This window comes from Coriobacteriia bacterium (assembly GCA_030652115.1).
Classification (GTDB): domain Bacteria; phylum Actinomycetota; class Coriobacteriia; order Anaerosomatales; family Anaerosomataceae; genus UBA6100.
Genome location: JAUSBK010000008.1, coordinates 131,473 through 157,564 on the forward strand (window position 1 = coordinate 131,473; position 26,092 = coordinate 157,564).

Below are 26,092 nucleotides of genomic sequence, written 5' to 3' on the forward strand. Positions count from 1 at the left end.
GTGTCCGTTAGCGTCACAGTGCCAGCGTCATCGGCCAACCTCGGGCCGGGATACGACGCGTTCGGGCTGGCGCTTGGGCTCTACAACGAGTTCGAGGGTGAACTCGCCGCCACCTGGCGTGTCGAGGTCCGCGGCGAGGGAGCAGGGCGACTCCACGCCGACGAGAGCAACGAGGTCGTTCGGGCGATGAAGCGCGTGTTCGCCGAGGTGGAGCAGCCTGACCTTGCGGCTGACATCGTCTGTCACAACGGGATTCCCGTGGGCCGTGGGCTTGGGTCTTCGGCCGCGGCAATCGTCGGGGGGCTGGTCCTCGGCGACGCGCTGGCGGGCACACACCTCGGGAAGCGCCGCCTGCTTGAGATCGCGGCCGAGGCTGAAGGACACGCCGACAACGTGGCCGCTGCGCTCTACGGGGGCTTCACGGTCGTCTCGGGCGCGGTGCCGCATCTCACCTGCGCGCACGTGGATCCGGCGGGTGGCCTGGCCGCGCTGATCGTGATCGGCGAGCAGGAGCTTTCTACCTCGCTCGCGCGCGAGGCGTTGCCGGCGAGCGTGCCGCACGCCGATGCGGCTGCCAACGCGGGCCGCGCCGCGCTTGTCGCCCTCGGACTGGCGACGGGCACGCGCGAGTTCCTAGAGACCGGTCTGCACGACGCCATCCATGAGCGTTACCGGGAGGAACTGGTTCCGGATCTCGACGCCATCCGCAGCCTGCTTGAGGCGGTCGGTGCGGGACCCGCCGTGCTCTCCGGCGCGGGACCGACCGTGATCGCCCTCGTGCAGGAGCTGAGCGACGCCAGGGCGCTCGAACGCGCGCGGGTGCTTGCGGAGGTCGCCCGTACGGCGCTCGACGGCATCGGCAGAGGCCGGGTGCTGCCGCTGCCTATCGATCGCGTTGGCGCGCGACAGTCTGCGTAGACGCACGGGTGTCTCGGAAAGAGCCACGATGGGGAATGAACACGGTATCCCAATGCGCTTGCCGGTTCGACGCCTCGGCATATGCGCGCTTTCGGAATCGGAGCATCCATGAGTGACGAGCGCCCGGTCATCATCGCGCAGATCTCGGACATGCACTGCGGGTCCCAGTACCACATCCCGAGTCTCGCCACGCGCGTGGTAGACGAGATCAACGAGCTCGCCCCGGATGCGCTCGTGGTCACCGGGGACCTCACGGACATGGGCTTTCGGCAGGAGTTCAAAGTCGCGCACCGGTTGATCTCACGCATGCGAGTCGAGCACGTGATGGTGCTTCCCGGCAACCACGACGCACGCAACGTCGGCGACCTCCACTTCGAGGAGCTGTTCGGCCCGCGATCCACCGAGATGGCGTTCCGGGGCGTTCACGTGCTCGGCCTGGACTCCTCCGAGCCGGATCTCGATTCCGGGCGCATCGGCCGTCAGCGCTACGAGTGGATTCAGGAGCGCTTCTCGGACCCCGCCGAGTTCAAGATCGTGGCGCTGCACCACCACCTGCTGCCCGTTCCGGGCACCGGCCGCGAGCGCAACATCGTCTACGACGCCGGAGACCTGCTGCGCGTGCTGAACGGCAGCGGCTGCGACGTGGTCATGTGCGGCCACAAGCACGTGCCCAACGTGTGGCGGCTCGAGGAGATGGTGATCGTGAACGCCGGCACGGCATGCTCGCACCGTCTCAGGGGCATGACGCGCGCCAGCTACAACGTCATCGAGATCTACCCGGACCGCGTCCGCATAGTGCTGAAGCATCCGTTCCACGATCCCGAGGTGGTTGCCGACTTCGAGCGAGACCTGCGCCGGGAGTGTACCTGGCGTCCGCATGCCGATGGCCGCCAGGGGGAGTGCGACTGATGCCGCGTGCGATCGCGCTCATCGACGGCGAGCACTACCCGCCGGTCGTGCGCTTCGCGCTCGGCGAACTGGGCCGAACGCACGAGGTCCTCGCGGCGGTCTTCATCGGGGGCACCGAGAAGGTCGACGCCGCCGCGAGCGAGGAGGCCTATGGCGTCCCCGTGGTCGTCGGGCCCGATCGACAGGCGGCCCTTGCCGAGGCGGTGGAGCGCTATGCCCCCGAGGTCGTGGTCGACCTCTCGGACGAGCCGGTGCTCTCGGCAGCCGACCGCATGGCGCTCGCCGGCGTTGCACTCGGACTCGGCGTGGGGTACCGCGGTGCCGACTTCAGCTTCGATCCCCCGCACCGCGATCTCCGGACTGCCACGCCGAGCCTGGCGATCATCGGCACGGGTAAGCGGGTGGGCAAGACCGCAGTCTCGGCCCATGTGGCCCGGTACCTGAAGGCGGCCGGTCGCGACATCGTCGTGCTCGCGATGGGCAGGGGCGGTCCGGCTGCACCCGAACTCATTCGGGGCGACTTGGTGGCGCTCACCACCGACGACCTCCTCGCGCTTGCGCGACAAGGCGTGCACGCCTCCTCGGACAACTACGAGGACGCGGTCATGAGCCGCGTGACCACGGTGGGCTGTCGTCGCTGCGGCGGCGGATTGGCGGGGGAGACGTTCTTCAGCAACGTAGCCGAAGGCGCGCTGCTCGCCGACTCGCTCGGCAAAGACCTGATGGTGCTCGAGGGTTCGGGCGCGGCGATCCCGCCGGTGCACGCCGACGCTACGCTGCTCGTGGTGGGCGCGGGGCAGGGCGTGCCGTACGTGCGCGACTACTTCGGGCCGTTCCGGCTCCGGCTCGCCGATGCCGTGGTGGTGGCCGGCGCCGAGGAGCCCATCGCCGACCCGGCGGCGCTCGCGGAACTCGTGGCGGCCATACGCACGGTGCGCGAGGACGTGCCTGTGGTGCTCGTGACCTTCCGGCCACGCCCGCTCGCCGACGTGTCGGGCGCGCGCGTGTTCTTCGCGACGACCGCGCCGGCGTCGCTCATGCCGGTCCTCACGTCGCACCTCGAATCGGTCTACGGCTGCGAGGTCGTGGGCGCCAGCCCGCATCTTTCGGACCGGGCTCGCCTGCGCGAGGACATGGCCGCCCGGTCGGGCCGTTACGACCTGCTGCTCACCGAGCTCAAGGCCGCGGCGATCGACGTCGTCGCGGCCGCGGGGGCGGAGGCGGGAGTCCCGACGGTCTTGTGCGACAACGAGCCCGTATCGACCGACGGCGGCGATCTTGCCGCCGTGATCGACCATGTCGTGGGCCTCTCGGCCATGCGACACGAAGCCAGGAGCTGATGATGCCCAACAATCCACCCGTCATCATCCAGGACCAGAAGCACGGTCTGCCGATGAGCAAGGGCCTGCTCGCGCAGACCTTCACCGCGACCGGCTTGAGCCCGGGTCGCGCTTACGCTGCCGCGCAACGCGTGCAGGACGAGATGCGTGCCGAGGGTCGTCTCGAAGTGACGCTCGCCGAATTGCACGACCACGCCGAGCGGGTCTTGGCCGAGGACGCCGGCCCCGACATCGCCACCCGCTACCGGCGTCTCAATGACATCTCGCGGCTCGAGCGACCGCTGATCGTGCTCATCGGCGGCACCACCGGCGTCGGCAAGTCCACCATCGCGGCCGAGGTCGCGCACCGGCTCGGTATCACGCGCTTCGTCTCGACAGATAGCATTCGTGAGGTCATGCGTGGTATCTTCTCTCGGGAACTCATGCCCGCGATCTACGAGAGTTCGTTCGATGCGTGGCGCGGTCTGAGGGTTCCCGTCCCCCGCGGCGCCAGTCCCGTTATCGTTGGATTCCGCGAGCAGGCCGCCGTCGTGGCCACCGGCATGAAGTCGCTCATCGATCGCGCGGTGGTAGAGGGCGTCAGCATGGTGCTTGAGGGCATCCACGTCGCTCCGGGGTACATCGAGCCTTCCCCGTTCAAGAACGCGCATGTCGTACAACTCCTGATATCGGTGGACGACGAAGAGGCGCACCGCAGCCACTTCTACATCCGCGAGATTCAGACCGACGGGATGCGGCCGTTCGAGCGGTATCGGGCGAACTTCGACAACATCCGGCTGCTCGGCCGGTACGTCGAGGACCTTGCGGTGGAACACGGCATACCGGTCGTTCACAGTCACCAGCTCGACCGCACGGTGGCCGAAGTGCTCGAGCTCATCGTGGACACGGTCATATGCACCGACGAGCGGACAGGAGCGGACGAAGTCTGTAGTCCGCCGAGTGAGAGGAAGCAAGGCAGATGAAGTTCTTCTTGGACACCGCCAATCTGCGGGAGATCGAGGAAGCGGCCTCGTGGGGTGTGCTCGCGGGCGTAACGACCAACCCGACGCTGTATGCGCGCGAGGGCGGCTCGCTTGCCGGCTTCCACAGCCACATCCAGCGGATCTGCGACATCTGCGACGGTCCTGTCTCGGCCGAGACGGTGAGTCTCGACCGCGAGGGGATCGTGGCCGAAGGCCGCGAACTCGCAGCGCTTGCGCCTAACGTGGTCGTGAAGGTGCCGGTCATGCCGGAAGGCCTTGCCGCCACCAAGACGCTTGCGGCCGAGGGCATGGACGTCAACATGACGCTCTGCTTCACCGTTCCGCAGGCGCTCATGGCCGCCCGCGCGGGTGCTCGCTACGTGAGCCCGTTCATCGGCCGTTTCGATGACATCTCCGAAGACGGCCTCGAGCACTTGAGCAACATGATCGTCGCGCTCAACCACTACGACTTCGATCATCCGGTCGAGGTCATCGCCGCCTCCGTGCGGCATAACCAGCACGTTGTCGCCGCCGCCATGATGGGTGCGGACATCGCCACCGTGCCGTTCGGCGTTCTCGAGAAGCTGGTGAAGCACCCGCTCACCGATCGCGGACTCGAAGCGTTTCTTGCAGACTGGGAGAAGGTGAAGAACGCGTGAGTGCACGTCCCCGCAAGCGCGGTCGCCGTGGTGGCGGCCAGCCGCAGGAGGTTGTCCAGCCCTCGATCACCCGTGAGGAGCTTCAGGCGAAAACCGTGGCCGAGCTCCGCGCGATGGCGGCCGAGATCGAACTCGACGTGAAGCTTCTCAAGAAGAAGGAAGAGCTCATCGAGGCGGTGTACAACGCCAAGATCAAGTCCGAGGGCTTCGTGGACATTCTCGGCATCCTCGATGTGCTTCCCGAAGGCTACGGGTTCATCCGCACGAGCGGATACCTGCCGGGCGACAACGACGTGTACTGCTCGATGTCGCAGATCCGCCGCGCCGACCTTCGCCGCGGCGACATGATCAAGGGCCAGGTGCGTCCGCCCAAGGAGTCGGAGAAGTATCCGGCCCTCACGCGCGTTGTGGCCGTGAATGGCCACGACCCCGAGGAGGCGCGCCGCCGCAAGGTGTTCCGCGACCTCGTGCCGGTGTACCCGGACGAGCGCCTCCGCCTCGAGCACGGCGAGAAGGAGATCACGGCTCGCGTGATCGACCTCGTCGCTCCGATCGGCAAGGGTCAGCGCGGGCTCATCGTCTCTCCGCCGAAGGCGGGCAAGACGACCGTGCTCAAGGACATCGCCGCTTCGATCAGCGCGAACAACCCTGAGGTCTACCTCATGTGCCTGCTCGTAGACGAGCGGCCCGAGGAAGTCACCGACATGGAGCGCTCGATCAAAGGCGAGGTCGTCTCCTCGACGTTCGACATGCCTGCGGACAACCATATCGCGGTCGCCGAGCTCGTGATGGAGCGCGCCAAGCGCCTCGTCGAGGCCGGCTACGACGTGGTCATCCTGCTCGACTCGATCACGCGACTCGCGCGCGCCTACAACCTCGCGACCCCGGCATCCGGCCGCATCCTGTCTGGCGGTGTCGACTCCACTGCGCTCTATCCGCCGAAGAAGTTCTTCGGCGCGGCGCGCAACATCGAGGGCGGCGGCTCGCTCACCATCCTTGCGACCGCGCTTGTGGACACCGGCTCGAAGATGGACGAGGTGATCTTCGAGGAGTTCAAGGGCACCGGCAACATGGAGCTCCGACTCGACCGCCGCCTCGCCGACCGGCGTATCTTCCCGGCCATCGACGTGATCACCTCGGGCACCCGCAAGGAGGAGCTCATCCTCGACCCGATGGAGGCGCCGTTCGTGTGGGGTCTCAGGCGGATCCTGCACGGCGTAGACTCCACGGAGCGCGCCATGGACATGCTCATCAAGGGCCTCAAGCAGACGAAGTCCAATCAGGAGTTCCTCACCAAGATGGCCAAGAGCGCGAGCGACAAGCGCACCACCAACGGGATCGAACTCTAGGCATTCTGTACGCGACCCGGGAGGGTAGACCACGCTTGCTGTCCTCGGCGCGAAGCCCGCGCCTGCGGAGGCTGCGCTTAGGTCTCCCTCCCGGGTCGCGGCAATACTCGGTAAGGTCAAGACCGGGCAGGCGCGTGTCGCGGCCTCACGGCTTCCGCCTCGCTGAAGGGTAAGACCAAGAATGCGGAGACTTCACTCTTGAGCAAAGTATACCCCGGGGGGTATACTGCGCGCAGTGCCCCCGGCAAAGGAGCGAACCATGGACATGGACGTCACCATCACGAGCGGCAAGGACTTCGATGCGACCGTGCGGGCCGTGGTCGAAGAGACGGCGGCTGCCAAGTTCCGTGTGCTCGCCACCCACGATGTCTCGGCCACGCTCGCCGAGAAGGGATTCGAGCGCGAGCGCGTGACGATCGTTGAGGTGTGCAGCGCGAAGCACGCGCACGCGGTACTGGCAGCGGACGTGCGCATCGGCCTCATGCTGCCGTGCCCCATCATGGTGTACGCCGAGGGCGACGCGGTGAAGGTCACTACCATGCGGCCGACCATCATCGGCGGCTTCTTTCCGGAGGCTGATCTCGGTGATGTGCCCGACGAGGTCGAGCAGGCGATCGTCCGCATCATGGAACGTGCAGCAGTCTAGATTGTCGCGTGTCACACCCCGTGCTATGATTCGTCGGCTGTCACCAGCGCCTGGTCGGAAACCAGGTGCATACGTATGGAGGTCCCAAAGTGCGTACCGGTATCCACCCTGACTACGTCGACTGCAAGGTCACCTGCTCGTGCGGCGAGACCTTCCAGACCCGTTCCACCAAGCCTGAGCTCCACGTCGAGCTCTGCTCCAAGTGTCACCCGTTCTTCACCGGCACCCAGAAGCTCGTCGACTCGGGCGGTCGCGTGCAGCGCTTTGCCGACAAGTTCGGTAACGCCGCCGCAGCCGTGGCCGAGAAGGAGGCCGCCGCACGCGAGGCGCGCCAGAAGACCGCCGAGGAAGCCGCGCTCGTGGCTCGCGAGGCAAAGGCCGTGAAGGACTCCACGAAAGTCGACCGTACCGCCAAGGTCGAGGTCGAGGCCGCCGTCGAGAGCGGCGAGGCCGCTGCCGACGTGGTCGAGGACGGCGCCGAGGTTGCTGACGACGCCGTTGAGGCCGTCGAAGAGGCGAGCGCCGAGTAGGTTCGGTAGCGCGACGCTGGTATCATCGGGAAGGCGGGGAAGCCCCGCCTTCCTGTGTTATGGAGGACCGTCCGTGGACGTGAGGCTGCTCAACCACACATCCGATCCGGAACGCGCCATCGCCGCCGCCGCGCGGTTGTGCTACGCGCCGGTCGGTGCCGCGGAGCTGCTCGAGGTCATGAGCGACGAAGCGGTCCGGAAGGTCCTCAAGACGATCATCACCTCGGGCCACACCTCGGCGCTCGAGCACGCGAGCTACACGTTCGCGATCGACGGCGTGAGCCGCGCGCTCACGCACCAGCTGGTGCGACATCGGCTGGCGAGCTACAACCAGCAGTCGCAGCGCTACGTCACCTACGCCGAGGAGCCGTCGTTCGTGGTCCCGCCGTCGGTGGCCGGCGATCCGGTGGCCGCCGAGGCGTTCGCCACTGCGACCCGGGCCGCGTTCGACGCATACCGCGGCCTGCTCGACGCGGGAGTACCCGCCGAAGACGCGCGCTACCTGCTCCCGAACGCGATGGAGACGAAGATCGTCGTCACCATGAACGTTCGCGAGCTGCTCCACTTCTTCGAACTGCGCTGCTGCAAGCGGGCGCAGTGGGAGATATGCGATCTCGCGCTCGCCATGCTCGAGCTCGCCGAGCCCACTGCTCCGTACATCTTCATGGACGCCGGGGCATCGTGCCGCCGGGGTCCGTGCCGCGAGGGCAAGATGACGTGCGGCGATCCGTACCCCAAAGCCGCGAAGCGGGAGTAGCAGATGTCCGAGACGCACGACGAGTGCACGATCCGCCCGACCCACATCGGCGGACAGGCCCTGCTCGAGGGCATCATGATGCGCGGCAAGTACAACTGGGCCGTCGCGGTACGGGAGCCTTCCGGTCAGATCTACACCGAGGAGCATGACCTGGTCTCGGCCAAGGACAAGCATGCCTGGCTCAAGTGGCCGATCATCCGCGGCATGTGGGGTTTCTACGAGACGATGGTGCTTGCCATCAAGGCGTTCGGCATCTCGGCGGAGCACGCCGGCGAGACCGAGGAGGAGCAGCTCACCTCCAAGGAGATCGGGTTCACGATGGTGCTTGGCCTCGGGCTGGCGATCGGGCTCTTCATCGTCTTGCCGGCCATAGTCACCAACCTGTTCGTTGACTCGATCGAGCAGCCGTTCACCTGGAACGTCGTGGACGGCGTGCTGCGCCTCGTGGCGTTCTTCCTCTACATCTGGGCGGTGAGCCGCATCAAGGAGATCCATCGGGTCTTCGCCTACCACGGCGCCGAGCACAAGACGATCCACGCCTACGAGCACGGCCTCCCGCTCGAGACCGATGTCATCCAGCGGTACGGCACGCTGCACGTGCGGTGCGGCACATCATTCCTGCTGATGGTGATGGTCGTGGCGATCGCGGTGTTCTCGCTCGTGCCCGGCAAGGCGATCCTCGCGCTGTGGGGTGTGAGCGCTCGCGGATGGATCCTGCTCTTCAACATCTCCACCCGCATCCTGCTGCTCCCGCTCATCGCGGGAATCGCCTACGAGATCACCGTGAAGTGGGCGGGGACGCACCCTGACAACCCGCTCGTGAAGGTGTTGCTCTGGCCGGGCATGCAGATGCAGCGACTGACGACCGCGCCGCCGGATGACAGCATGGTGGAGATCGCAGTCGCGGCGATGAACCTCGTCGTTGCACGCGAGGATGCCGAAGCGGCAGCCCGCGGCGAGGCGCCAGCGTGCGTGCCGGAAACGATCGACCTGTGAGGACCAGTCACCATGCGTGAGAAGCTCCAGTCCATACTCGCGACCTACGATGAGATCACCGCGAAGCTCTCGGACCAGGCGGTCCTGAACGACCAGAAGGAGTACGCCCGTCTGGCCAAGGAGCACTCGGCCATGACGCAGCTCGCAACGAAGATCCGCGAGTACTTCGGCGTGCTCGATGGCATCGCCGATGCTCGGGAGATGCTCAAGACCGAGAGCGAAGCCGAGATGAAGGAGCTCGCGAAAGACGAGCTCGACGAACTCGAGGCGCACCTGGAACCGCTCGAGGAAGAGCTCAAGGTGATGATGCTCCCGGCCGACCCGAACGACGAGAAGAACGTCATCGTCGAGATCCGCGCCGGTGCCGGTGGCGATGAGGCGGGCCTGTTCGCGGGCGACCTCTACCGCATGTACACGCGCTATGCCGAGACGCAGAAGTGGAAGGTCGAGGAGATCGACGCCGGCGAGAACGAAGTCGGCGGCTACAAAGACGTCTCCTTCATGATCAAGGGCAAGGGCGTCTACTCGAAGATGAAGTTCGAGAGTGGCGTCCACCGCGTGCAGCGCGTGCCCGCCACCGAGAGCCAGGGCCGCATCCACACGTCCACCGCGACCGTGGCGGTGCTGCCCGAGGCCGAGGACGTGGAGATCGAGATCAACCAGTGCGACCTTAGGGTCGACGTGTACCGCTCGAGCGGTCCCGGCGGCCAGAGCGTGAACACCACCGACTCGGCGGTCCGCATCACCCACCTGCCCACGGGCGTGGTCGTGCAGTCGCAGAACCAGAAGTCCCAGCTGCAGAACAAGGAGGCAGCGATGCGCGTGTTGCGCGCGCGCCTCTACGAGGCCGAAATGGACCGCCAGCAGGCCGAGCTCGGTGCCGCCCGCAAGAGCCAGATCGGCTCGGGCGACAGGAGCGAGAAGATCCGCACCTACAACGTGCCGCAGGACCGCATCACCGACCACAGGATCGGGCTTACGGTGCACAACCTGCCGGGGGTGCTCATGGGGGACCTCGATGCCCTGCTCGAGGGGTTGGCGGCCGCCGACCGGGCCGAGCGGCTGGCGGCGGTGGTCTAGGTGGCCGAGCGCGTCTGGACAGTCAAAGACGCGCTGGATTGGACAGTCGAGTTCCTCGGCCGCAAGAACGACGAGCATCCTCGTCGCTCGGCCGAGTGGCTGCTCTCATCGGCCACCGGGCTCTCGCGCGTGGAACTCTACGCCTACTTCGACCGCCCGCTCTCGCCCGAAGAACGCGAGCGGTATCGGACGCTCGTGGCGCGACGTGCCGAGGGGATGCCGCTGCAGTACGTGACCGGCGAGATGCCCTTTCGCCACCTCGTGGTGCACGTGGAGCCCGGCGTGTTCATCCCGCGGCCGGAGACCGAGGTGCTCGTGGACGTGGCGCTCGAGCACATCGCGGACATGGCAGCGCCCCGGGTGATCGACCTCTGCACGGGGTCCGGCTGCGTAGCCGTGTCGATCGCAACCGAGCATCCGGACGCTCGCGTATGGGCCGTCGAACTCGGACAGACGGCATTCGGTACCGCTTGTCGAAATGCGCTTCACGCGGAAGTAGCAGACAGGGTACAAGTAGTTCATGGAGACCTTTTCGATCCGCTGCCGGCAGAACTCCTCGGGACCATCGACTTCATCGTGTCGAACCCCCCGTACGTTCCCAGCGCGGATCTTCCCGATCTGCCCGCCGAGGTGCTCGGCTTCGAGCCCCACGAGGCGCTCGATGGCGGCGCGGACGGGCTGGACGTCTTTCGACGGATCGCCGATGGGGCCGGGCGCTGGCTCACACCGGGGGGCGGACTCGCAATCGAACTCGACAGCGGGCGAGTGGCGAGCGCCGCGGCGCTCCTTGAAGCAGGATTTGAGGGTGTAACGGTCCGCAAGGACCTGACCGGACGGGACCGGATCGTCTATGCACGGAAAGGTAGGGCGATGCAGCCATGAACAAGGTGATCCACATCGACCCCGAAAACCCCTCGGCGGAAGTCGTCAATCTCGCCGCCACGATCTTGAGGGACGGGGGCATCGTCGTGTTCCCGACCGAGACCGTGTATGGGATCGGCGCTTCCGCTACGTCGTGTCTGGGTCCGCAGGAGATCATCGACATCAAGATGCGGCCCAAGAACAAGCCCCTGCCGTGGCTCGTCGAGGATGAGGCGGCACTCGACAAGTACGGCGTGGAGGCACCCGAGTACGCTCACCGGCTTGCCAAGGCGTTCTGGCCCGGCGCTCTCACCATCGTGGTGAAGGCGGCCGACATCGTCGCACCCGAGTTCCGGGACGACCGCGGTGCAGTGGCGCTGCGCTCGCCGGACCACGAACTGGTGCAGGAGCTCATCCGCGCGAGCGGCGCGGCGATCATCACCACCTCGGCGAACACCTCCGGCCAGCCCGCGGCCGCGTCGTTCGAGGAGCTTGAGGAGCGCATCATCGCGGCGGCCGACGTCACCCTCGACGGTGGGGAGACGCCGCACAAGCAGGCGTCCACGGTCGTGGATTGCACGGGTCCCGAGCCGATCGTGACGAGGATCGGTCCGGTCCCTGCCGAGGAGATCATGGCCGTTGCCAAAGGGCTGACGGCCTAGGGCCGAACGGCTTCGTTGATACGCTACAATCTGCGGGAGGCGCCCGTCACCGGGCAGCCTCCCGCAGCCGTCGTTAGGGGAGTCCATGCGCATCTACCTCGGCGCCGATCACGCCGGCTTCCAACTCAAGGAGCATGTCCGCGAAACGCTCCGCGCGTTCGGCCACGAGGTGGTGGACGTGGGGACCGCCGCCGAGGACTCGGTGGACTACCCGGACTATGCCCGGGAGGTAGCGCTCGCGGTCGGGAGCGGCAAAGCCGATTTCGGCGTGCTCGTGTGCGGCACCGGCCTTGGGATGGCGATAGCCGCCAACAAGTTCGCCGGCGTGCGGGCGGTTCCGCTCTCGGATCCCGAGATGGCGCGCATGGCGCGGCGGCACAACAACGCGAACGTGATCACGCTGGCGGGCAGGTATCTCGAGCCGGCTCAGGCCGACGCGGTGCTCGAGGCCTTCCTTTCAACCGAGTACGAGAACGGGCGTCACCAGCGCCGGATCGACAAGATCACCGGGTTCGAAGACAGTCAGGCGTAACGGAAGGAACCGAGATGGCGCTGCGCTACCTGCCCCAGTCCGACCCCGAGCTCGCTCAGGCGATCGACGCCGAGTTGGCACGGCAGCGGGGCACGATCGAGCTGATCGCGTCGGAGAACTTCGTCTCGATGGCCGTGCTCGAAGCCGCGGGCACCGTGCTTACGAACAAGTACGCCGAGGGCCTGCCGGGCAAGCGCTACTACGGCGGTTGCGAGCGCGTGGATGTGGTGGAGAACCTCGCGCGCGACCGCGCGAAGGCGCTCTTCGGCGCCGAGCACGCCAACGTACAGCCTCACGCGGGCGCGCCGGCGAACCTCGCCGCCTTCTACGCCTTCATGCAGCCGGGCGACACCTACCTCGGCATGAGTCTCGCCATGGGTGGACACCTCACGCATGGCTCGCCAGTCAACTTCTCGGGCAAGTGGTTCAACGTGGTGCCCTACGGCCTGGGCCCCGACGAGCGCATCGACTACGACGAGGTCGAGCGACTCGCCAAAGAGCATCGGCCGACGATGATCGTGGCCGGTGCCTCGGCGTACCCACGCATCATCGACTTTGAGCGGTTCGGGGCGATCGCCGCCGAGGTGGGCGCAAAGCTCATGGTGGACATGGCGCACATCGCCGGCCTCGTGGCCACAGGCGCGCATCCGTCGCCCGTCCCGCACGCCGACGTGGTGACCTCGACCACGCACAAGACGCTCCGCGGCCCGAGAAGCGGTCTCATCCTCTGCAAAGCCGAGCACCAGGTCGCCATCGACAAGGCGGTCTTCCCGGGCATCCAGGGCGGTCCGCTCGAGCACATCATCGCGGCGAAGGCGGCCGCGTTTTCCGAGGCGATGCAGCCGGAGTTCAAGGCGTACATCGATTCTGTCGTCGTCAACGCTCGCGTAATGGGCGAGGCGATGGTCGAGGCGGGCTTGCGGCTCGTCTCAGGCGGTACCGACAACCACCTGATGCTCGTGGACCTGCGCCCTGCGCAGGTCACCGGCAAAGACGCGGAGAGGCTGCTCGAAGAGGTCGGCTTCACGGTGAACAAGAACGCCATCCCGAACGACCCGGAGAGCCCGTTCGTCACGAGCGGCATCCGCGTCGGTTCGGCGGCGATGACCACACGCGGCTTCAACGAGGAGGAGGCCCACACCGTGGGACGCCTGCTCGCCGAGACGATCTTCAAGCGCGACGAGCCCGCGAAGCTCGAGGCCATCAAGGCCGAGGTCCGCGCGCTCGTGGATGCGCACCCGCTCTATCCCGAGCTCTAGCCCAAGGAGACCCGCATGGTACGCGATGCACGCTGGGACAACGTGGTCGTCGTCGACCACCCGCTCGTGCAGCACAAGCTTTCCATCCTGCGCGACATAGGGACCGGCGCGAAGGAGTTCCGCGAGCTCGTGAAGGAGCTTGCGATGCTCGAGGCGTATGAGGCGACGCGCTCGTTCCAGCTTGCCGAGACCGTCGTCAACACGCCGATCACGGCCACGACCACGTTCGTGCTGGCAGGGAAGAAGGTCGCCGTCATCCCGATCCTGCGCGCGGGTCTAGGGATGGTCGAGGGCATCCTCGAACTCATCCCTGCGGCGAAGGTGGGGCACGTCGGCCTCTATCGCGACCCGGAGACGCTGCAGCCTGTCGAGTACTACTGCAAGCTCCCCGAGGACATCGGCGAGCGCGACGTGCTGATCGTCGATCCGATGCTCGCGACCGGCGGCTCGGCCGCCGCTGCGGTGAAGTTCCTGCGCGAGCGCGGTGCGCGCGAAATCAACCTGCTCGTGCTGATCGCGGCCCCCGAGGGCATCGAGGAGTTCAACCGCAGCTGCGATAACGTGCGCATCTACACCTGCGCGATCGACAGCCATCTGAACGATCACGGCTACATCGTGCCCGGACTTGGCGACGCGGGCGATCGCCTCTTCGGCACGAAGTAGCGAGGGGAGGCAGCGGTGGCGCGCCCGTCGTGGGACGAGTACTTCATGGCCATCACCGACCAGGTGGCCCAGCGTGCCACGTGCACGCGGCGTCACATCGGCGCCGTGCTCGTGAAAGACAAGCGCATTCTCGCCACCGGCTACAACGGCGTGCCGTCGGGGCTCGCGCACTGCGACGAGGTCGGCTGCCTGCGCGAGAAGCTCGGGATCCCATCGGGCACGCAACATGAGCTGTGCCGCGGCATCCACGCCGAGCAGAACGCGGTCATCCAGGCGGCACGGCACGGCATCGCCATCGACGGCGCCACCGTGTACTGCACGCACCAGCCGTGCGTGCTGTGCGCCAAGATCCTCATCAACGCCGGGGTGAAGGAGATCGTCTACCGCGAGGCATACCCCGACGAACTCTCGACCGAGATGCTCGCCGAGGCAGGGATCACGCCGAGGCGCTTCGCAAGCGGTGAGGACGCGTGAACCTCGTCCCGCACCTGCTCGTGATCGCGACGGCACTCGGCGTCACGCTTGTACTCACGCCGGTGGTGCGCCTGGTTGGCGTGCGGTGGGGGATCGTGGCTCACACGGGCGGCAGGCACGTGCACACCGGTGCGATACCGCGGATCGGTGGCGTCGCCATGTTCGCCGGCTTCGCGGCCGCCGTGCTGGTGCGATGGCTTGGCGAACGACTCTGGGGATGGCCGCCGGCGCTCACCCTCATCGGTGAGCCCGCACTCGGCGTTCTGGCGGGGCTTGCGATCATGTTCGGCGTTGGCTTGCTCGACGACGTGGTCGACCTCACGCCATGGCAGAAGCTGCTCGGTCAGGTGATCGCCGCAGGCGTGGCGTATGCAGGCGGCGTGCGCATCGACTTCGTGGGCAACCCGTTCGGCGGAGGGCTGCTGCTTATCGGCGTGCTCTCGCTGCCGGTGACGGTGTTCTGGATGGTGGGTTTCGCGAACGTGGTGAATCTCATCGACGGCCTCGACGGCCTCGCCGCCGGCATCACGGCGATCGCTGCGGTGAGCCTCCTCGTGCTCGCCCAGGAGACCAACCAGCCGCTTGCAGCCGTTCTGGCAGCGGCTCTCGTGGGGGTATGCGTGGGATTCCTGCGCTACAACTTCAACCCGGCGTCGATCTTCATGGGGGATTCGGGGGCGTTGTTCCTCGGGTTCTGCCTTGCGTGCATATCGCTTCTCGGCGTGATGAAGTCGGTCGCGGCGATCACGCTGGTCGTGCCGCTGCTCATCTTAGGCGTGCCGGTGTTCGACACGTTCTCGGCGATCGTGCGGCGTCGCAGGAGCGGTCGGCCGTTCCACGAGGCCGACAAGGGCCACATCCACCACCGGTTGCTGGGTCGCGGATTCAGCCAGCGGCAGACGGTGCTCATCATCTACGTGTGGTCGGTCGCGCTTGCGGTGGGCGGGTACGCGATGCGGTGGGTCGCGCCGCTCTTCAAGATACTCACGTTCGCCGTGCTTGCCGGTCTCTCGGGGCTGATGGCGTACTGGCTGGGTCTGTTTGAGGTGGCCCACCACGACGACGAGTAGGGCGCCCGGCACCCCTTTGCGGGAGCCGTCGCGGTAAGTCGCCAAGCTCCTGCACACGCCTCCGCGTGTTTTGTTGTTGCAGTCTTAACGTTGTTGTATAGTGAGCACGCTTTCTGAGGCCACCCCCGGGGCCTTCGACGCGGAACTCACTGCACGCCGTTCTCTACGGCCGCGCCTCCGCAGTCCATCCTCCCCGGCTGTGACCTCGTACGGGTGAGGGACGCAAGCGAAGGGACCGCGCGATTTCCGCTGTATCCTCCGTGTTCGGCAATCCTGTCGTCGCCGCAGCGCTCGGTGCGCTGCTCGGCGTTCTCTTCACGTTCATCTCCCACCGCGCGAGCGGGTTCGTGACCGCGCGCGACCCGATGCGGGGCGTGGCCTTCTATGGAGCGGTCATGGTGGCCCGGATGATCACCGCGGTCGCCGCACTCGGCATCTACTTCATCGCAGCGCGCGACGGTCTCGCGCCCTTCGGCATGGCGCTCGGCCTGTCATTCATCGCCGGTCTCGGTTTCGAGGCCGTGAAGGCATCCCGGATTCCCACGTCGCACACGCCCGCTTAGAGGAGGGGGACCGCAATCGTGTCTGCACCAGTTGTCAGCACCGCCGGGTTGGCCGCAGAGGCAAACCCGATGTCCGAGAAGATCGCGGAGTTGTTGCACGAGCTTTCCGTGCTGCCGTTCTCCGAGCACTCCGCGTTCAGCCTGACGAACTACATGTTCTGGCTGATCATCGGCGTCGCGCTCGTGCTCATCTTCTTCATCGCGGCGTCGCGCAAAGTCAGCCTGGTGCCCAGCGGCATCGGCAACCTCGCCGAGGCAGGCGTGGAGTTCGTGCGCAACGGGATCTGCGTTGACGTCATGGGCCCCGAGGGGAAGAAGTACTTCCCGTTCCTCGGCACCATCTTCTTCTTCGTGCTCTTCAACAACCTGCTCGGGAACATCCCGCCCGCGCTGCCCGGAACCGGTACCGTGGGCACCACGTTCACGTGGGCCATCATCGTGTTCCTCGTGTACAACGGGATCGGCATCAAGAAGGTCGGATTCGGCAAGTACATGAAGAGCTTCGTGCCGCACGGAACGCCGTTCTGGCTCGCGCCGATCATCTTCCTGATCGAGATCATCTCGCACCTGCTGCGCCCGTTCACGCTGGGTATCCGACTCTTCGCCAACATGTATGCCGGGCACATCATGCTCGGCGTCTTCGCGATCTTTGCGGCGCTCGCCATCGAACACTTCTCGGCCACGAGCTTCATCGTGTTGCCGCTGTCGGTTCTGATGCAGATCATCCTGCGCGCCTTCGAGCTGATGGTCGCCGTGCTTCAGGCGTACATCTTCTCGATCCTCACCGCCGTCTACATCGACGGCGCGCTGCACGCGGGTGAGCACTAACAGGTGTCAACCGCCGCAAGGACACGCGGCGTGACGTAAACAATGGGATCAACCACTCTCCGGAAGCGCCGGCTGGTGGGGACAGAAGGAGGAACACATGGATGCTCTGCCTGCAGCACTCGCGTTCGGTCTGGGCGCCATCGGCCCGGCGTTCGGTCTGGCCATCGTCGGCAGCAAGACCATCGAGTCGATGGCCCGCCAGCCTGAGATGGCCGGCCGCCTGCAGACCACGATGTTCATCGCCCTCGGCATGATCGAGGCCATCGCGCTCCTGGGCTTCGTTCTCGCGTTCGTCCTCAACGGCTAAGAGCCACAGAAAGCACGAGAGGAGCGAACAGCGTGGAACTCATCATCCCAGGTACCACCGAGATGTTTGTCAATCTCGTCGCGGCGGCCATTCTCTTCATCGTTTTAGGGAAGTTCGCGTTCCCGCCGATCACGAAGATGCTGGACGAGCGCGCCACCAAGATCCGCGAGTCACTCGAGAGGGCCGAAGACACCCGTGTCGAGGCCGAGCGGCTCCTGGACGAGTACAAGGTGCAGATGGCCGAGGCTCGCGCCGAGGCCACGCAGGTCATCGAGCAGGGCCGCAAGGTGGCCGAGTCGATGAAGACCGAGATCCTCGCCAAGGCCAAGGAAGAGGCCGAGGCCGAGAAGGTCAAGGCGATCGCCGCCATCAACGCCGAGAAAGAGTCTGCCATGGCCGAGCTCAGGGGCCAGGTAGCCGACCTCTCGGTCGCGGTCGCGGGAAAGATCATCGGTTCGAGCCTTTCGCGGTCCGACCACGAGGCGCTCATCGACAAGTACCTCGCTGAAGTGGGGAGCTTGAATGAGAACTAGCGAGACGATCGAGACCCACGCCCGGGTCCTCTTCGAGCTCGCCACGCTCGCCGACGTCGTGGATGCAGTCGACGCCGACCTCGCATCGGTCGCAAAGGCCGTGCGTGGCCACGTCGACTTGCATCAGACGCTCCGGGACACGGGCCTGCCCGCCGAGAAGAAGCGCGACATCATGCGCGACATCTTCGGCGAATCGGTCACACCCGAAGCGCTCGCGATCGTCACGCTCATGGTCGAGCGCGGCCTCACCGACTCGCTCGGTGATCTCGCGCGCGTCTTCAGCGAGACCGCCGAGGCTCGCCGTGGCGTCGTGGTCGCCGATGTGACCACGGCTATCGAACTCGACGAAGCGCTGCGGGCGAAGCTCGTCAAGCAGCTGTCCGAAGCCACGGGGCGGCCCGTCACCCTGCGCGAGCGGGTGGACGCATCCGTCCTCGGTGGTATCCGCATCAACATTGCCGGCCGCGTGCTCGACGGGACCGTTGCGTCCCAACTCGACGGCGTGCGTCAGGCTCTCACGAACGTACGTCAGGGAGGTGAGGCGTAAGTGGCCCAGATCACCGCTAGTGCTATCGGCGACGTGCTGCGAGCGCAGCTCGAGTCGTACAAGGCCTCCGTTGACGTTCGGGAGGTCGGCACCGTCATTCAGATCGGTGACGGTATCGCCCGCGTCGAGGGCCTGAAGGGTGCTATGGCCGGCGAGCTCCTCGAGTTCGTCGCTGGCGACGGCGAGATCGTCTACGGTATGGCGCTCAACCTCGATGAGAACGAGGTCGGCGCCGTGCTCCTCGGCGGGATCTCGCTCATCAAGGCGAACGACGCAGTGCGCACGACCGGCCGCATCGTGGAGGTCCCCTCGGGCCCCGCGCTGCTCGGCCGTATCGTGGACCCGCTCGGTGCTCCGATCGACGGCAAGGGCCCGATTGCGGCCGCGGGCCATCGGCCCGTGGAGTTTCGTGCCCCCGGCGTCATCGAGCGCAAGGGCGTCCACGAGCCGGTGCAGACCGGCATCCTGGCCATCGACGCGATGATCCCGATCGGCCGCGGACAGCGCGAGCTGATCATCGGCGACCGCCAGACGGGCAAGACCGCCGTGGCGATCGACGCGATCATCAACCAGAAGGGCCAAGACATCATCTGCGTGTACGTGGCCATCGGTCAAAAGGCCTCCACAGTGGCGGCGGTCGTCGAGACGCTCGAGGCCCACGGCGCGATCGACTACACGATCGTTGTCGCTGCCAACGCTTCGGACCCGGCCCCGCTGCAGTACCTCGCCCCCATGAGCGGTTGCGCCATGGGCGAGTACTTCATGTACACGGGTGCCGACGGGAAACCCGCCTCGGCGGACAACCCCGGCCGTCACGTGCTCTGCATCTACGATGACCTCTCCAAGCAGGCTGTCGCGTACCGCCAGATGTCGCTCACGCTTCGCCGCCCGCCGGGCCGCGAGGCGTACCCTGGCGACGTGTTCTACCTGCACAGCCGCCTGCTGGAGCGCGCGGTCAAGCTCTCTGACGCAAACGGCGCAGGTTCGCTCACCGCGCTGCCGATCATCGAGACCCAGGCCGGTGACGTGTCGGCGTACATCCCCACCAACGTCATCTCGATCACCGACGGGCAGATATTCCTGCAGTCCGACCTGTTCTTCCAGGGCGTGCGCCCCGCTATCAACGTCGGCATCTCGGTGTCGCGCGTGGGTGGTAATGCGCAGATCAAGGCCATGAAGCAGGTCGCAGGCTCGCTCAGACTGGACCTCGCGAACTACCGCTCGCTCGCGGCGTTCGCCCAGTTCGGCAGCGACCTGGACAAGACGACGCAGGACACGCTCAGCCGTGGTGCCCGCATGGTGGAGCTCACCAAGCAGGGCCAGTACGCGCCGTATCCGGTCGAGAAGCAGGTCATGGCGATCTTCGCCGGTACCAAGGGTTACATCGACGACCTGCCGGTCGACGACGTGCAGCGCTTCCGCGACGGGCTCCTCGAGTTCCTTGAGAACGCCCATCCGGAGATCGGCCGCACGATCCTTGCCGAACAGAAGCTCTCCGATGAGACCGCCGAGTCGCTCGGCAAGGCCATCGAGGAGTTCAAGGCGGGCTTCGAGACCGAGGGTCAGGCCTAGGCGATGGCGAACCTTCGCGACATCAAGCAGCGGATCGTGAGCGTGCAGAGCACGTCGCAGATCACGCGCACCATGGAGATGGTCGCGACCGCGAAGATCAAGAAGGCGCAGGAGAAGATCGAGGCTGCGCGGCCGTACTCGTTCGCGATGATGGAGGTGCTCGGCAACGTCGCACGCTACGTGCAGGGCGCCACGCACCCGCTGCTCGAGGAACATGAGGAGCGCACGCGTGTGCTGATCGTGACGATCACGTCCGACCGCGGACTGTGCGGGGCGTTCAACAGCAACATCCTGCGCATCACCGAGGACCTGATCCGCAGCGAGCACGCGGCCGGTGTCGAGACTGACATCGTCGCCGTGGGCAAGAAGGCGAGCGGCTACCTGCGCTATCGCGGCATCGAGCCGGTTGCGGCATACCGCGACATCTCGGACAAGCCGACCTTCGCCGAGGCCCGTTCCATCGCGTCGCTCATCATCCCGCGTTACGAGGCAGGGGAGCTCGACGCTGCCTACATCGTGTTCAACCGCTTCAAGAACGTGGCCGAGCAGAAGCCCGAGACCTACCAGCTGCTCCCGATCGAGCACAAGGTCGTAGAGGCCGAGGAGGGGGAGTCGGGCATGCAGGCCGAGTACCTCTTCGAGCCGTCTGCTGCCGAGGTTCTCGAGCACCTGCTCCCCACGTATGTAGAGACGCTCGTGTACCGGGCTCTCATGGAGTCGGCCGCCGCCGAGCAGGGCGCGCGCCGCACCGCCATGAAGTCCGCGACCGACAACGCGAGCGAGATGATCACCACGCTGACACGCAGCTACAACCGCGCGCGGCAGGCCGCCATCACCACCGAGATCGCAGAGATCGTCGGCGGCGCTGCGGCACTCGAGGAGGAGTAGCGGCATGGCAGAGACCAAGGAGAAGTCGCCCATGAATGTCGGACGTATCGTTCGCGTCGTCGGCCCGGTCATCGACGTGGAGTTCGCGCCCGACGCGATCCCGGCGATCCACACCGCGCTGACGGTCGACGGCGAGACCGCGATTGGTGAAGTGCACCTGGTCGCGGAGATCCAGCAGCACCTGCCCGGCAACCTGGTGCGTGCCGTGGCCATGTCTACCACCGATGGCATCACCCGCGGTATGGACGCGGTCGATACCGGCGCACCGATCCAGATGCCGGTGGGTCCGCAGACCCTCGGCCGAATCTGGAACGTCATCGGCCAGCCGGTCGATGGTAAGCCCATGCCCGAGGTCGAGGGCTTCTACTCGATCCACCGCGAGGCTCCTGAGTTCGAGGACCTCGAGAGCAAGACGGAGATCTTCGAGACCGGCATCAAGGTCGTCGACTTGCTCGAGCCCTACATCAAGGGCGGCAAGACGGGCCTGTTCGGCGGCGCCGGCGTCGGCAAGACCGTCATCATCATGGAGCTCATCAACAACCTCGCGCAGCAGCACGGCGGCACCTCGGTGTTCACCGGCGTGGGCGAGCGCACCCGTGAGGGCACCGACCTGTACAACGAGATGACCGAGTCCGGCGTCATCAAGAAGACCTGTCTGGTCTACGGCCAGATGAACGAGCCTCCGGGAGCCCGCCTGCGCGTGGGTCTCGCCGGTCTGACCGCGGCGGAGTACTTCCGCGACCAGGGCCAGGATGTGCTCCTGTTCATCGACAACATCTTCCGGTTCACGCAGGCGGGCTCCGAAGTGTCCGCACTCCTCGGCCGTATGCCGAGCGCCGCGGGCTACCAACCCACGCTGGCCACCGAGATGGGCGAGCTCCAGGAGCGCATCACGTCCACCAAGAACGGGTCGATCACGTCGGTCCAGGCCATCTACGTCCCTGCCGACGACCTCACCGACCCGGCACCGGCCACGGCGTTCACGCACCTCGACGCCACGACCGTCCTCTCTCGTTCGATCGCCGAGCTCGGCATCTACCCGGCCGTCGACCCGCTCGCATCCACCTCGCGCGCGCTCGACCCGGCCGTTGTCGGCGAGGAGCACTACCGTGTGGCCCGTGGCGTGCAGCAGGTCCTCCAGAGTTACAAGGACCTCCAGGACATCATCGCGATCCTCGGCATGGACGAACTGTCCGAGGAGCAGAAGCTCGTGGTGTCACGCGCCCGCAAGATCCAGCAGTTCCTGTCGCAGCCGTTCTTCGTGGCCGAGCAGTTCACCGGCATGACCGGCAAGTACGTCAAGCTCGAGGACACGATCCGCGGCTTCGCAGAGATCATCGATGGCAAGCACGACGATGTGCCCGAAGGTGCGTTCCGCTACGTGGGCACCATCGAGGAGGCCCTCGAGGCAGCCGAGAAGATGAAGGCGAGCGTCTAGCCATGGCCCGTACCCTCCTGTGCGAGATCGTCACTCCGGAGAAGATCGTCTACACCAACGAGGTGGAGATGGTCGTCGCTCCCACGCTCGACGGCGAGGTGGGCATCCTGCCGCTCCACGCTCCGCTCGTGACCGTTCTGCGCCCGGGCGAGCTTCGCGTGCGCTACAACGACGGCAAGGACGTCGAATGGTTTGCGGTCTCCGGCGGCTACCTGCAGGTCTACAACGACAAGGTGATCGTGCTGGCGGACGCCGCCGAGCATGCGTCGCGGGTGGACGTGGACCGTGCGCGCCAGGCGAAGGAGCTCCTCGAGCAGCGCATGGCCACGATCAAGGAGAAGCCGCTCATGGAGCGCGAGGACATGTCGGAGTGCGAGGAAGATCTGAAGTGGTGCGAGGTCCAGCTCCAGGTGGCCGAGCGTCGCTCGTAGCGCTTCACACGGATCAGTAACGTGATACGGCGGGTCCCCTCGGAGGGGGCCCGCCGTCTGCTACCCTTTGAGAACATCGCATGAAGGGAATCGTCTCGGGTATGGCATCCATCGTGGTCACGGGCGGCCGCCCGCTCACCGGAACGGTGCGCGTGGGTGGCGCCAAGAACTCGGCACTCAAGCTGATGGCGGCGGCGCTTCTCGCGCCGGGCGCTTCGGTCATCAAGAACGTGCCTGACATCAGCGACGTTTCCGTCATGGCCGAGGTGCTCGAAGGCCTCGGCGCGAAGGTCACGCGCGAGGACCACTCGGTGCGCGTTGACGCGACCCATCTCACCTCACTGGAGACGCCCTACGAGCTTGTGGCGCAGATGCGCGCGTCGATCGTGGTGCTCGGTCCGCTCGTGGCCCGCTTCGGCCGCGCGCGCGTGGCCATGCCGGGCGGCTGTAACATCGGCTCGCGCAAGATCGACATGCACATCCACGGGCTCGAGCACCTCGGCGTGCGCATCGCGTTCGAGCACGGGTACATCGACGCCACCGCGCCCGACGGCCTCAAGGGCGATCACGTGCTGCTCGACTTCCCGAGCGTGGGCGCCACCGAGAACCTACTCATGGCTGCCGTGCTCGCCGAGGGCGTCACCACGATCGAGAATGCGGCGCGCGAGCCGGAGATCAGCGACCTGGTGGACATGCTCATCGGGATGGGCGCGCACATCAAGGGACGGGGCTCGTCCACCCTCATGATCCAGGGCGTCCCCGAGCTGGCACCGGTCGTTCACACGACCGTGGGCGACCGCATCGAGGCCGGGACCTTCCTCGTTGCAGGGGCGCTCGGCGGGGGGCCGGTCACGGTGACCGGCTTCGACCCGGCGCATCTCGAGATGCTCATCATCAAGATGCAGCTCGCCGGTTGTACGTTCGAGATGCTGCCCGACGGCGCCACAGTGCGCCGCACCGGCGCGATCAGGCCGGTGGACATTGCCACGCTCCCGTATCCGGGCTTCCCGACCGACATGCAGGCGCAGTTCATGGCGCTCGTCTCACTCGCGAAGGGTGACTCGGTCATCACCGAGAACGTCTTCGAGAACCGTTTCATGTTCGCCGACGAGATCAAGCGCATGGGCGCCGATGTGGACATCGAGGGCCACCGTGCGCTCGTGCGCGGCGTGTCCGCGCTGCAGGGTGCGCCGGTGCGCTCGCCCGATCTGCGCGGGGGTGCGGCGCTCGTGCTCGCCGCGCTTGTGGCCGAAGGTGAGACGACCGTCTCCGATGTGCACCACATCATGCGGGGCTACGAGGACTTTGCGGGCAAGCTCGCCGCGCTCGGCGCGGATGTCCGGCTTGTCGAAGACGAGCACACCGCCGAGTAGCCGATCTGGCTACCGAACAGCTGAGGGGGAGGCACATGCTCGACCGTGAGGCCGTGAAGGCTATCATCCCGCACCGCGACCCGTTCCTGTTGGTGGACCGCGTGCTCGAGCTCGAGAGTGGCGTGCGCGCCACAGGCGAGCTCGACGTGCGTCCGGACATGTTCTGGGTGCCCGGCCACTTCCCCGACTACGCCGTCATGCCGGGCGTGCTCATCGTCGAGGCCCTTGCCCAGGTAGGCGCGGTGGCACTGCTCTCGCTTCCCGACAACCAGGGCAAGCTCGCGTTCTTCGCCGGCATCGACAAGGTGCGCTTCAAGCGGCAGGTCGTTCCCGGCGATACGCTCACGCTCGAGTGCGAGATCACCAAGGCGCGTGCGAGCATCGGATTCGGCGAGGCGCGCGCGCTCGTGGGCGGCGAACTCGCCTGCGCGGGCACGCTGATGTTCGCGATACAATAGCGCGGCTGTACCTGCCCCCGAACGAAGGGCCACACGGGCAATGGGACTTCTTGAGCGCATCGACGACGGAACGGCCGTGCTTGCGGTCGTCGGTCTCGGGTACGTCGGCTTGCCGCTTGCGGTCGAGATGGGCAAGGCCGGCCATCGCGTGATCGGCCTCGAGGTGTCCGCCGAGAAGGCCGCGCTCATCAACGCGGGCACGAGCTACATCCCCGACGTGCCCACTCCCGACGTGAAGGACCTTGTCGACCGCGGCCTGCTCTCGGCCACGACCGATTTCGCGCGTGTCTCCGAGGCGGATGCGGTCGCCATCTGCGTTCCCACGCCCATCAACGAGAACAAGGAGCCGGACATCTCCTTCATGGAGAGCGCCGCCCGCTCCATCCTGCCGTACCTGCATTCCGATATGCTCATCACGCTCGAGTCCACCACGTATCCAGGCACCACCGAGGAGGTCCTCCAGCCCATTTTCGAATCGGGCGGACTCACAGTGGGCACCGACATCTACCTGGCGTTCTCACCTGAGCGCGTCGACCCGGGCAATCCCGTGTGGCAGACGCGCAACACGCCGAAGGTCGTCGGCGGCGTCACGCCGGAGTGCACGAAGGCCGCCGTCGCGCTTTACGGTCGCTACATCGACTCCGTCGTGCCGGTGAGTTCCACGCGCGCTGCCGAGATGACGAAGCTCCTTGAGAACACCTTCCGCGGCGTGAATATCGCACTCATGAACGAACTCCTCATGCTCTGCGAGCGGATGCACGTGAACCTCTGGGAGGTCATCGAGGCGGCCAAGACCAAGCCGTTCGGCTTCATGCCGTTCTACCCCGGCCCCGGTCTCGGCGGGCACTGCATCCCGGTCGATCCGCTCTACTTGTCGTGGAAGGCGCGTGAGTACGACTTCCGCACGGAGTTCATCGATCTCGCGTGGCGCATCAACGACAACATGCCGTACTACGTGGTCACGCGGCTGATGGACGCGCTCAACCTGCAGCGCAAGTCGCTCGCCGGGTCGCGCGTGCTCCTGCTCGGCGTGGCGTACAAGGCGGATATCGACGACGTGCGCATGTCGCCCGCCAAGCGCATCGCCGAAGTGCTGCTCGAGAAACAGGCCGAGGTCGTCTACTGCGACCCGTACGTGGACGCGTTCAGCGCGAACGGTGCGGCAATCCCACGTGTCGATCTCACCGCCGAAGAGCTGGGGCGTGCCGACGTCACCCTCGTCGTCACGGCGCACCGCGTCTTCGACTTCGAACTCATCGCCGACGAGAGTCGTCTTATCCTCGACACGAGAAACGCCCTGTGGAACCGTCCCGGGGAGAACGTCGTTCGTCTGTGAGCGTTCGGTAACAGATGTTTGAGCACTGGTGCACGTACGATACAATCGGCGTTCGCCGTACGTGTTCACAAGGCCAGAGATACGGGTGACTTAGATTCGTGGGACAGCATTCTGCCAGCAAACCATCACGTCGTTCGGGTGCTCGCACCCG

The 26,092-nt window shown here is 66.3% G+C and carries 29 protein-coding genes and 1 pseudogene; all 30 read left to right on the forward strand.

The annotated features are described in order from the left end of the window. Positions 1 to 918 (forward strand): homoserine kinase, encoded by a 918-nt coding sequence (gene thrB / locus Q7W51_06970; GenBank protein MDO8848110.1) that lies wholly within the window; start codon positions 1 to 3, stop codon positions 916 to 918. A gap of 108 nt (positions 919 to 1,026) precedes the next feature. Beyond that, positions 1,027 to 1,827 carry a metallophosphoesterase gene (locus tag Q7W51_06975; GenBank protein ID MDO8848111.1) on the forward strand — a complete coding sequence of 267 codons (801 nt, stop codon included), beginning with the start codon at positions 1,027 to 1,029 and terminating at the stop codon, positions 1,825 to 1,827. Beyond that, positions 1,827 to 3,167, forward strand: coding sequence for a 2,3-diphosphoglycerate synthetase (locus Q7W51_06980; protein MDO8848112.1), 1,341 nt, complete (start codon positions 1,827 to 1,829; stop codon positions 3,165 to 3,167). The genes Q7W51_06975 and Q7W51_06980 overlap by 1 nt, the downstream gene beginning before the upstream one ends. 2 nt (positions 3,168 to 3,169) lie before the next feature. After that, positions 3,170 to 4,129 (forward strand): hypothetical protein, encoded by a 960-nt coding sequence (locus tag Q7W51_06985; protein MDO8848113.1) that lies wholly within the window; start codon positions 3,170 to 3,172, stop codon positions 4,127 to 4,129. Continuing rightward, positions 4,126 to 4,788 (forward strand): fructose-6-phosphate aldolase, encoded by a 663-nt coding sequence (gene fsa, locus Q7W51_06990; protein MDO8848114.1) that lies wholly within the window; start codon positions 4,126 to 4,128, stop codon positions 4,786 to 4,788. The genes Q7W51_06985 and fsa overlap by 4 nt, the downstream gene beginning before the upstream one ends. A gap of 59 nt (positions 4,789 to 4,847) precedes the next feature. Further along, a pseudogene (gene rho, locus Q7W51_06995) lies at positions 4,848 to 6,137 on the forward strand (transcription termination factor Rho). A 259-nt stretch (positions 6,138 to 6,396) separates the two neighbouring features. After that, positions 6,397 to 6,783: a DUF302 domain-containing protein gene (locus Q7W51_07000; GenBank protein ID MDO8848115.1), complete on the forward strand. Its 387-nt coding sequence runs from the start codon at positions 6,397 to 6,399 to the stop codon at positions 6,781 to 6,783. 89 nt (positions 6,784 to 6,872) lie between these two features. Continuing rightward, positions 6,873 to 7,313: a 50S ribosomal protein L31 gene (rpmE, locus tag Q7W51_07005; protein ID MDO8848116.1), complete on the forward strand. Its 441-nt coding sequence runs from the start codon at positions 6,873 to 6,875 to the stop codon at positions 7,311 to 7,313. Between the two features lie 73 nt (positions 7,314 to 7,386). Beyond that, on the forward strand, positions 7,387 to 8,070 hold the full coding sequence (gene thyX, locus Q7W51_07010) for an FAD-dependent thymidylate synthase (protein ID MDO8848117.1): 684 nt from the start codon (positions 7,387 to 7,389) through the stop codon (positions 8,068 to 8,070). Between the two features lie 3 nt (positions 8,071 to 8,073). Then, positions 8,074 to 9,066, forward strand: a complete 993-nt coding sequence (locus Q7W51_07015; protein MDO8848118.1) for a DUF1385 domain-containing protein — start codon at positions 8,074 to 8,076, stop codon at positions 9,064 to 9,066. A gap of 12 nt (positions 9,067 to 9,078) precedes the next feature. Next, complete coding sequence (gene prfA, locus Q7W51_07020) at positions 9,079 to 10,146, forward strand: peptide chain release factor 1 (GenBank protein MDO8848119.1); 1,068 nt, start codon at positions 9,079 to 9,081, stop codon at positions 10,144 to 10,146. After that, positions 10,147 to 11,028 carry a peptide chain release factor N(5)-glutamine methyltransferase gene (prmC, locus tag Q7W51_07025; GenBank protein MDO8848120.1) on the forward strand — a complete coding sequence of 294 codons (882 nt, stop codon included), beginning with the start codon at positions 10,147 to 10,149 and terminating at the stop codon, positions 11,026 to 11,028. It abuts the gene before it with no gap. Further along, a complete protein-coding gene (locus Q7W51_07030; GenBank protein ID MDO8848121.1) occupies positions 11,025 to 11,669 on the forward strand; it encodes an L-threonylcarbamoyladenylate synthase in 645 nt (214 codons plus the stop codon). Before prmC ends, Q7W51_07030 begins: the two co-directional genes overlap by 4 nt. A gap of 85 nt (positions 11,670 to 11,754) precedes the next feature. Next, positions 11,755 to 12,201: a ribose 5-phosphate isomerase B gene (gene rpiB, locus Q7W51_07035; protein ID MDO8848122.1), complete on the forward strand. Its 447-nt coding sequence runs from the start codon at positions 11,755 to 11,757 to the stop codon at positions 12,199 to 12,201. A gap of 14 nt (positions 12,202 to 12,215) precedes the next feature. Further along, positions 12,216 to 13,460 (forward strand): serine hydroxymethyltransferase, encoded by a 1,245-nt coding sequence (glyA, locus tag Q7W51_07040; GenBank protein MDO8848123.1) that lies wholly within the window; start codon positions 12,216 to 12,218, stop codon positions 13,458 to 13,460. 15 nt (positions 13,461 to 13,475) lie between these two features. Beyond that, on the forward strand, positions 13,476 to 14,123 hold the full coding sequence (gene upp, locus Q7W51_07045) for a uracil phosphoribosyltransferase (protein MDO8848124.1): 648 nt from the start codon (positions 13,476 to 13,478) through the stop codon (positions 14,121 to 14,123). A 15-nt stretch (positions 14,124 to 14,138) separates the two neighbouring features. After that, positions 14,139 to 14,597, forward strand: coding sequence for a cytidine/deoxycytidylate deaminase family protein (locus Q7W51_07050; GenBank protein ID MDO8848125.1), 459 nt, complete (start codon positions 14,139 to 14,141; stop codon positions 14,595 to 14,597). After that, positions 14,594 to 15,667 carry an MraY family glycosyltransferase gene (locus Q7W51_07055; GenBank protein MDO8848126.1) on the forward strand — a complete coding sequence of 358 codons (1,074 nt, stop codon included), beginning with the start codon at positions 14,594 to 14,596 and terminating at the stop codon, positions 15,665 to 15,667. The genes Q7W51_07050 and Q7W51_07055 overlap by 4 nt, the downstream gene beginning before the upstream one ends. Before the next feature lie 260 nt (positions 15,668 to 15,927). Beyond that, a complete protein-coding gene (locus tag Q7W51_07060) occupies positions 15,928 to 16,230 on the forward strand; it encodes a hypothetical protein (GenBank protein MDO8848127.1) in 303 nt (100 codons plus the stop codon). Positions 16,231 to 16,248: 18 nt separating this feature from the next. Continuing rightward, positions 16,249 to 17,058 carry a F0F1 ATP synthase subunit A gene (gene atpB / locus Q7W51_07065; protein ID MDO8848128.1) on the forward strand — a complete coding sequence of 270 codons (810 nt, stop codon included), beginning with the start codon at positions 16,249 to 16,251 and terminating at the stop codon, positions 17,056 to 17,058. A 97-nt stretch (positions 17,059 to 17,155) separates the two neighbouring features. Further along, positions 17,156 to 17,365 (forward strand): F0F1 ATP synthase subunit C, encoded by a 210-nt coding sequence (gene atpE, locus Q7W51_07070; GenBank protein MDO8848129.1) that lies wholly within the window; start codon positions 17,156 to 17,158, stop codon positions 17,363 to 17,365. A 32-nt stretch (positions 17,366 to 17,397) separates the two neighbouring features. Continuing rightward, entirely contained in the window at positions 17,398 to 17,898 is a 501-nt protein-coding gene (atpF, locus tag Q7W51_07075; protein MDO8848130.1) for a F0F1 ATP synthase subunit B, read from the forward strand. Then, positions 17,888 to 18,445 (forward strand): ATP synthase F1 subunit delta, encoded by a 558-nt coding sequence (gene atpH, locus Q7W51_07080; protein MDO8848131.1) that lies wholly within the window; start codon positions 17,888 to 17,890, stop codon positions 18,443 to 18,445. Before atpF ends, atpH begins: the two co-directional genes overlap by 11 nt. Further along, the gene (atpA, locus tag Q7W51_07085; protein ID MDO8848132.1) at positions 18,446 to 20,017 is read left to right on the forward strand and encodes a F0F1 ATP synthase subunit alpha; all 1,572 of its coding nucleotides are present in this window, start codon (positions 18,446 to 18,448) and stop codon (positions 20,015 to 20,017) included. A 3-nt stretch (positions 20,018 to 20,020) separates the two neighbouring features. Next, positions 20,021 to 20,905, forward strand: coding sequence for an ATP synthase F1 subunit gamma (gene atpG, locus Q7W51_07090; protein ID MDO8848133.1), 885 nt, complete (start codon positions 20,021 to 20,023; stop codon positions 20,903 to 20,905). Positions 20,906 to 20,909: 4 nt separating this feature from the next. Then, on the forward strand, positions 20,910 to 22,343 hold the full coding sequence (atpD, locus tag Q7W51_07095) for a F0F1 ATP synthase subunit beta (protein MDO8848134.1): 1,434 nt from the start codon (positions 20,910 to 20,912) through the stop codon (positions 22,341 to 22,343). Positions 22,344 to 22,345: 2 nt separating this feature from the next. Next, positions 22,346 to 22,774 carry an ATP synthase F1 subunit epsilon gene (gene atpC, locus Q7W51_07100; protein MDO8848135.1) on the forward strand — a complete coding sequence of 143 codons (429 nt, stop codon included), beginning with the start codon at positions 22,346 to 22,348 and terminating at the stop codon, positions 22,772 to 22,774. Positions 22,775 to 22,875: 101 nt separating this feature from the next. After that, entirely contained in the window at positions 22,876 to 24,147 is a 1,272-nt protein-coding gene (gene murA / locus Q7W51_07105; protein MDO8848136.1) for a UDP-N-acetylglucosamine 1-carboxyvinyltransferase, read from the forward strand. A gap of 35 nt (positions 24,148 to 24,182) precedes the next feature. Next, positions 24,183 to 24,605: a 3-hydroxyacyl-ACP dehydratase FabZ gene (fabZ, locus tag Q7W51_07110; protein MDO8848137.1), complete on the forward strand. Its 423-nt coding sequence runs from the start codon at positions 24,183 to 24,185 to the stop codon at positions 24,603 to 24,605. A gap of 40 nt (positions 24,606 to 24,645) precedes the next feature. Next, positions 24,646 to 25,941, forward strand: a complete 1,296-nt coding sequence (locus Q7W51_07115) for a nucleotide sugar dehydrogenase (GenBank protein ID MDO8848138.1) — start codon at positions 24,646 to 24,648, stop codon at positions 25,939 to 25,941. Positions 25,942 to 26,092: the final 151 nt, after the last annotated feature.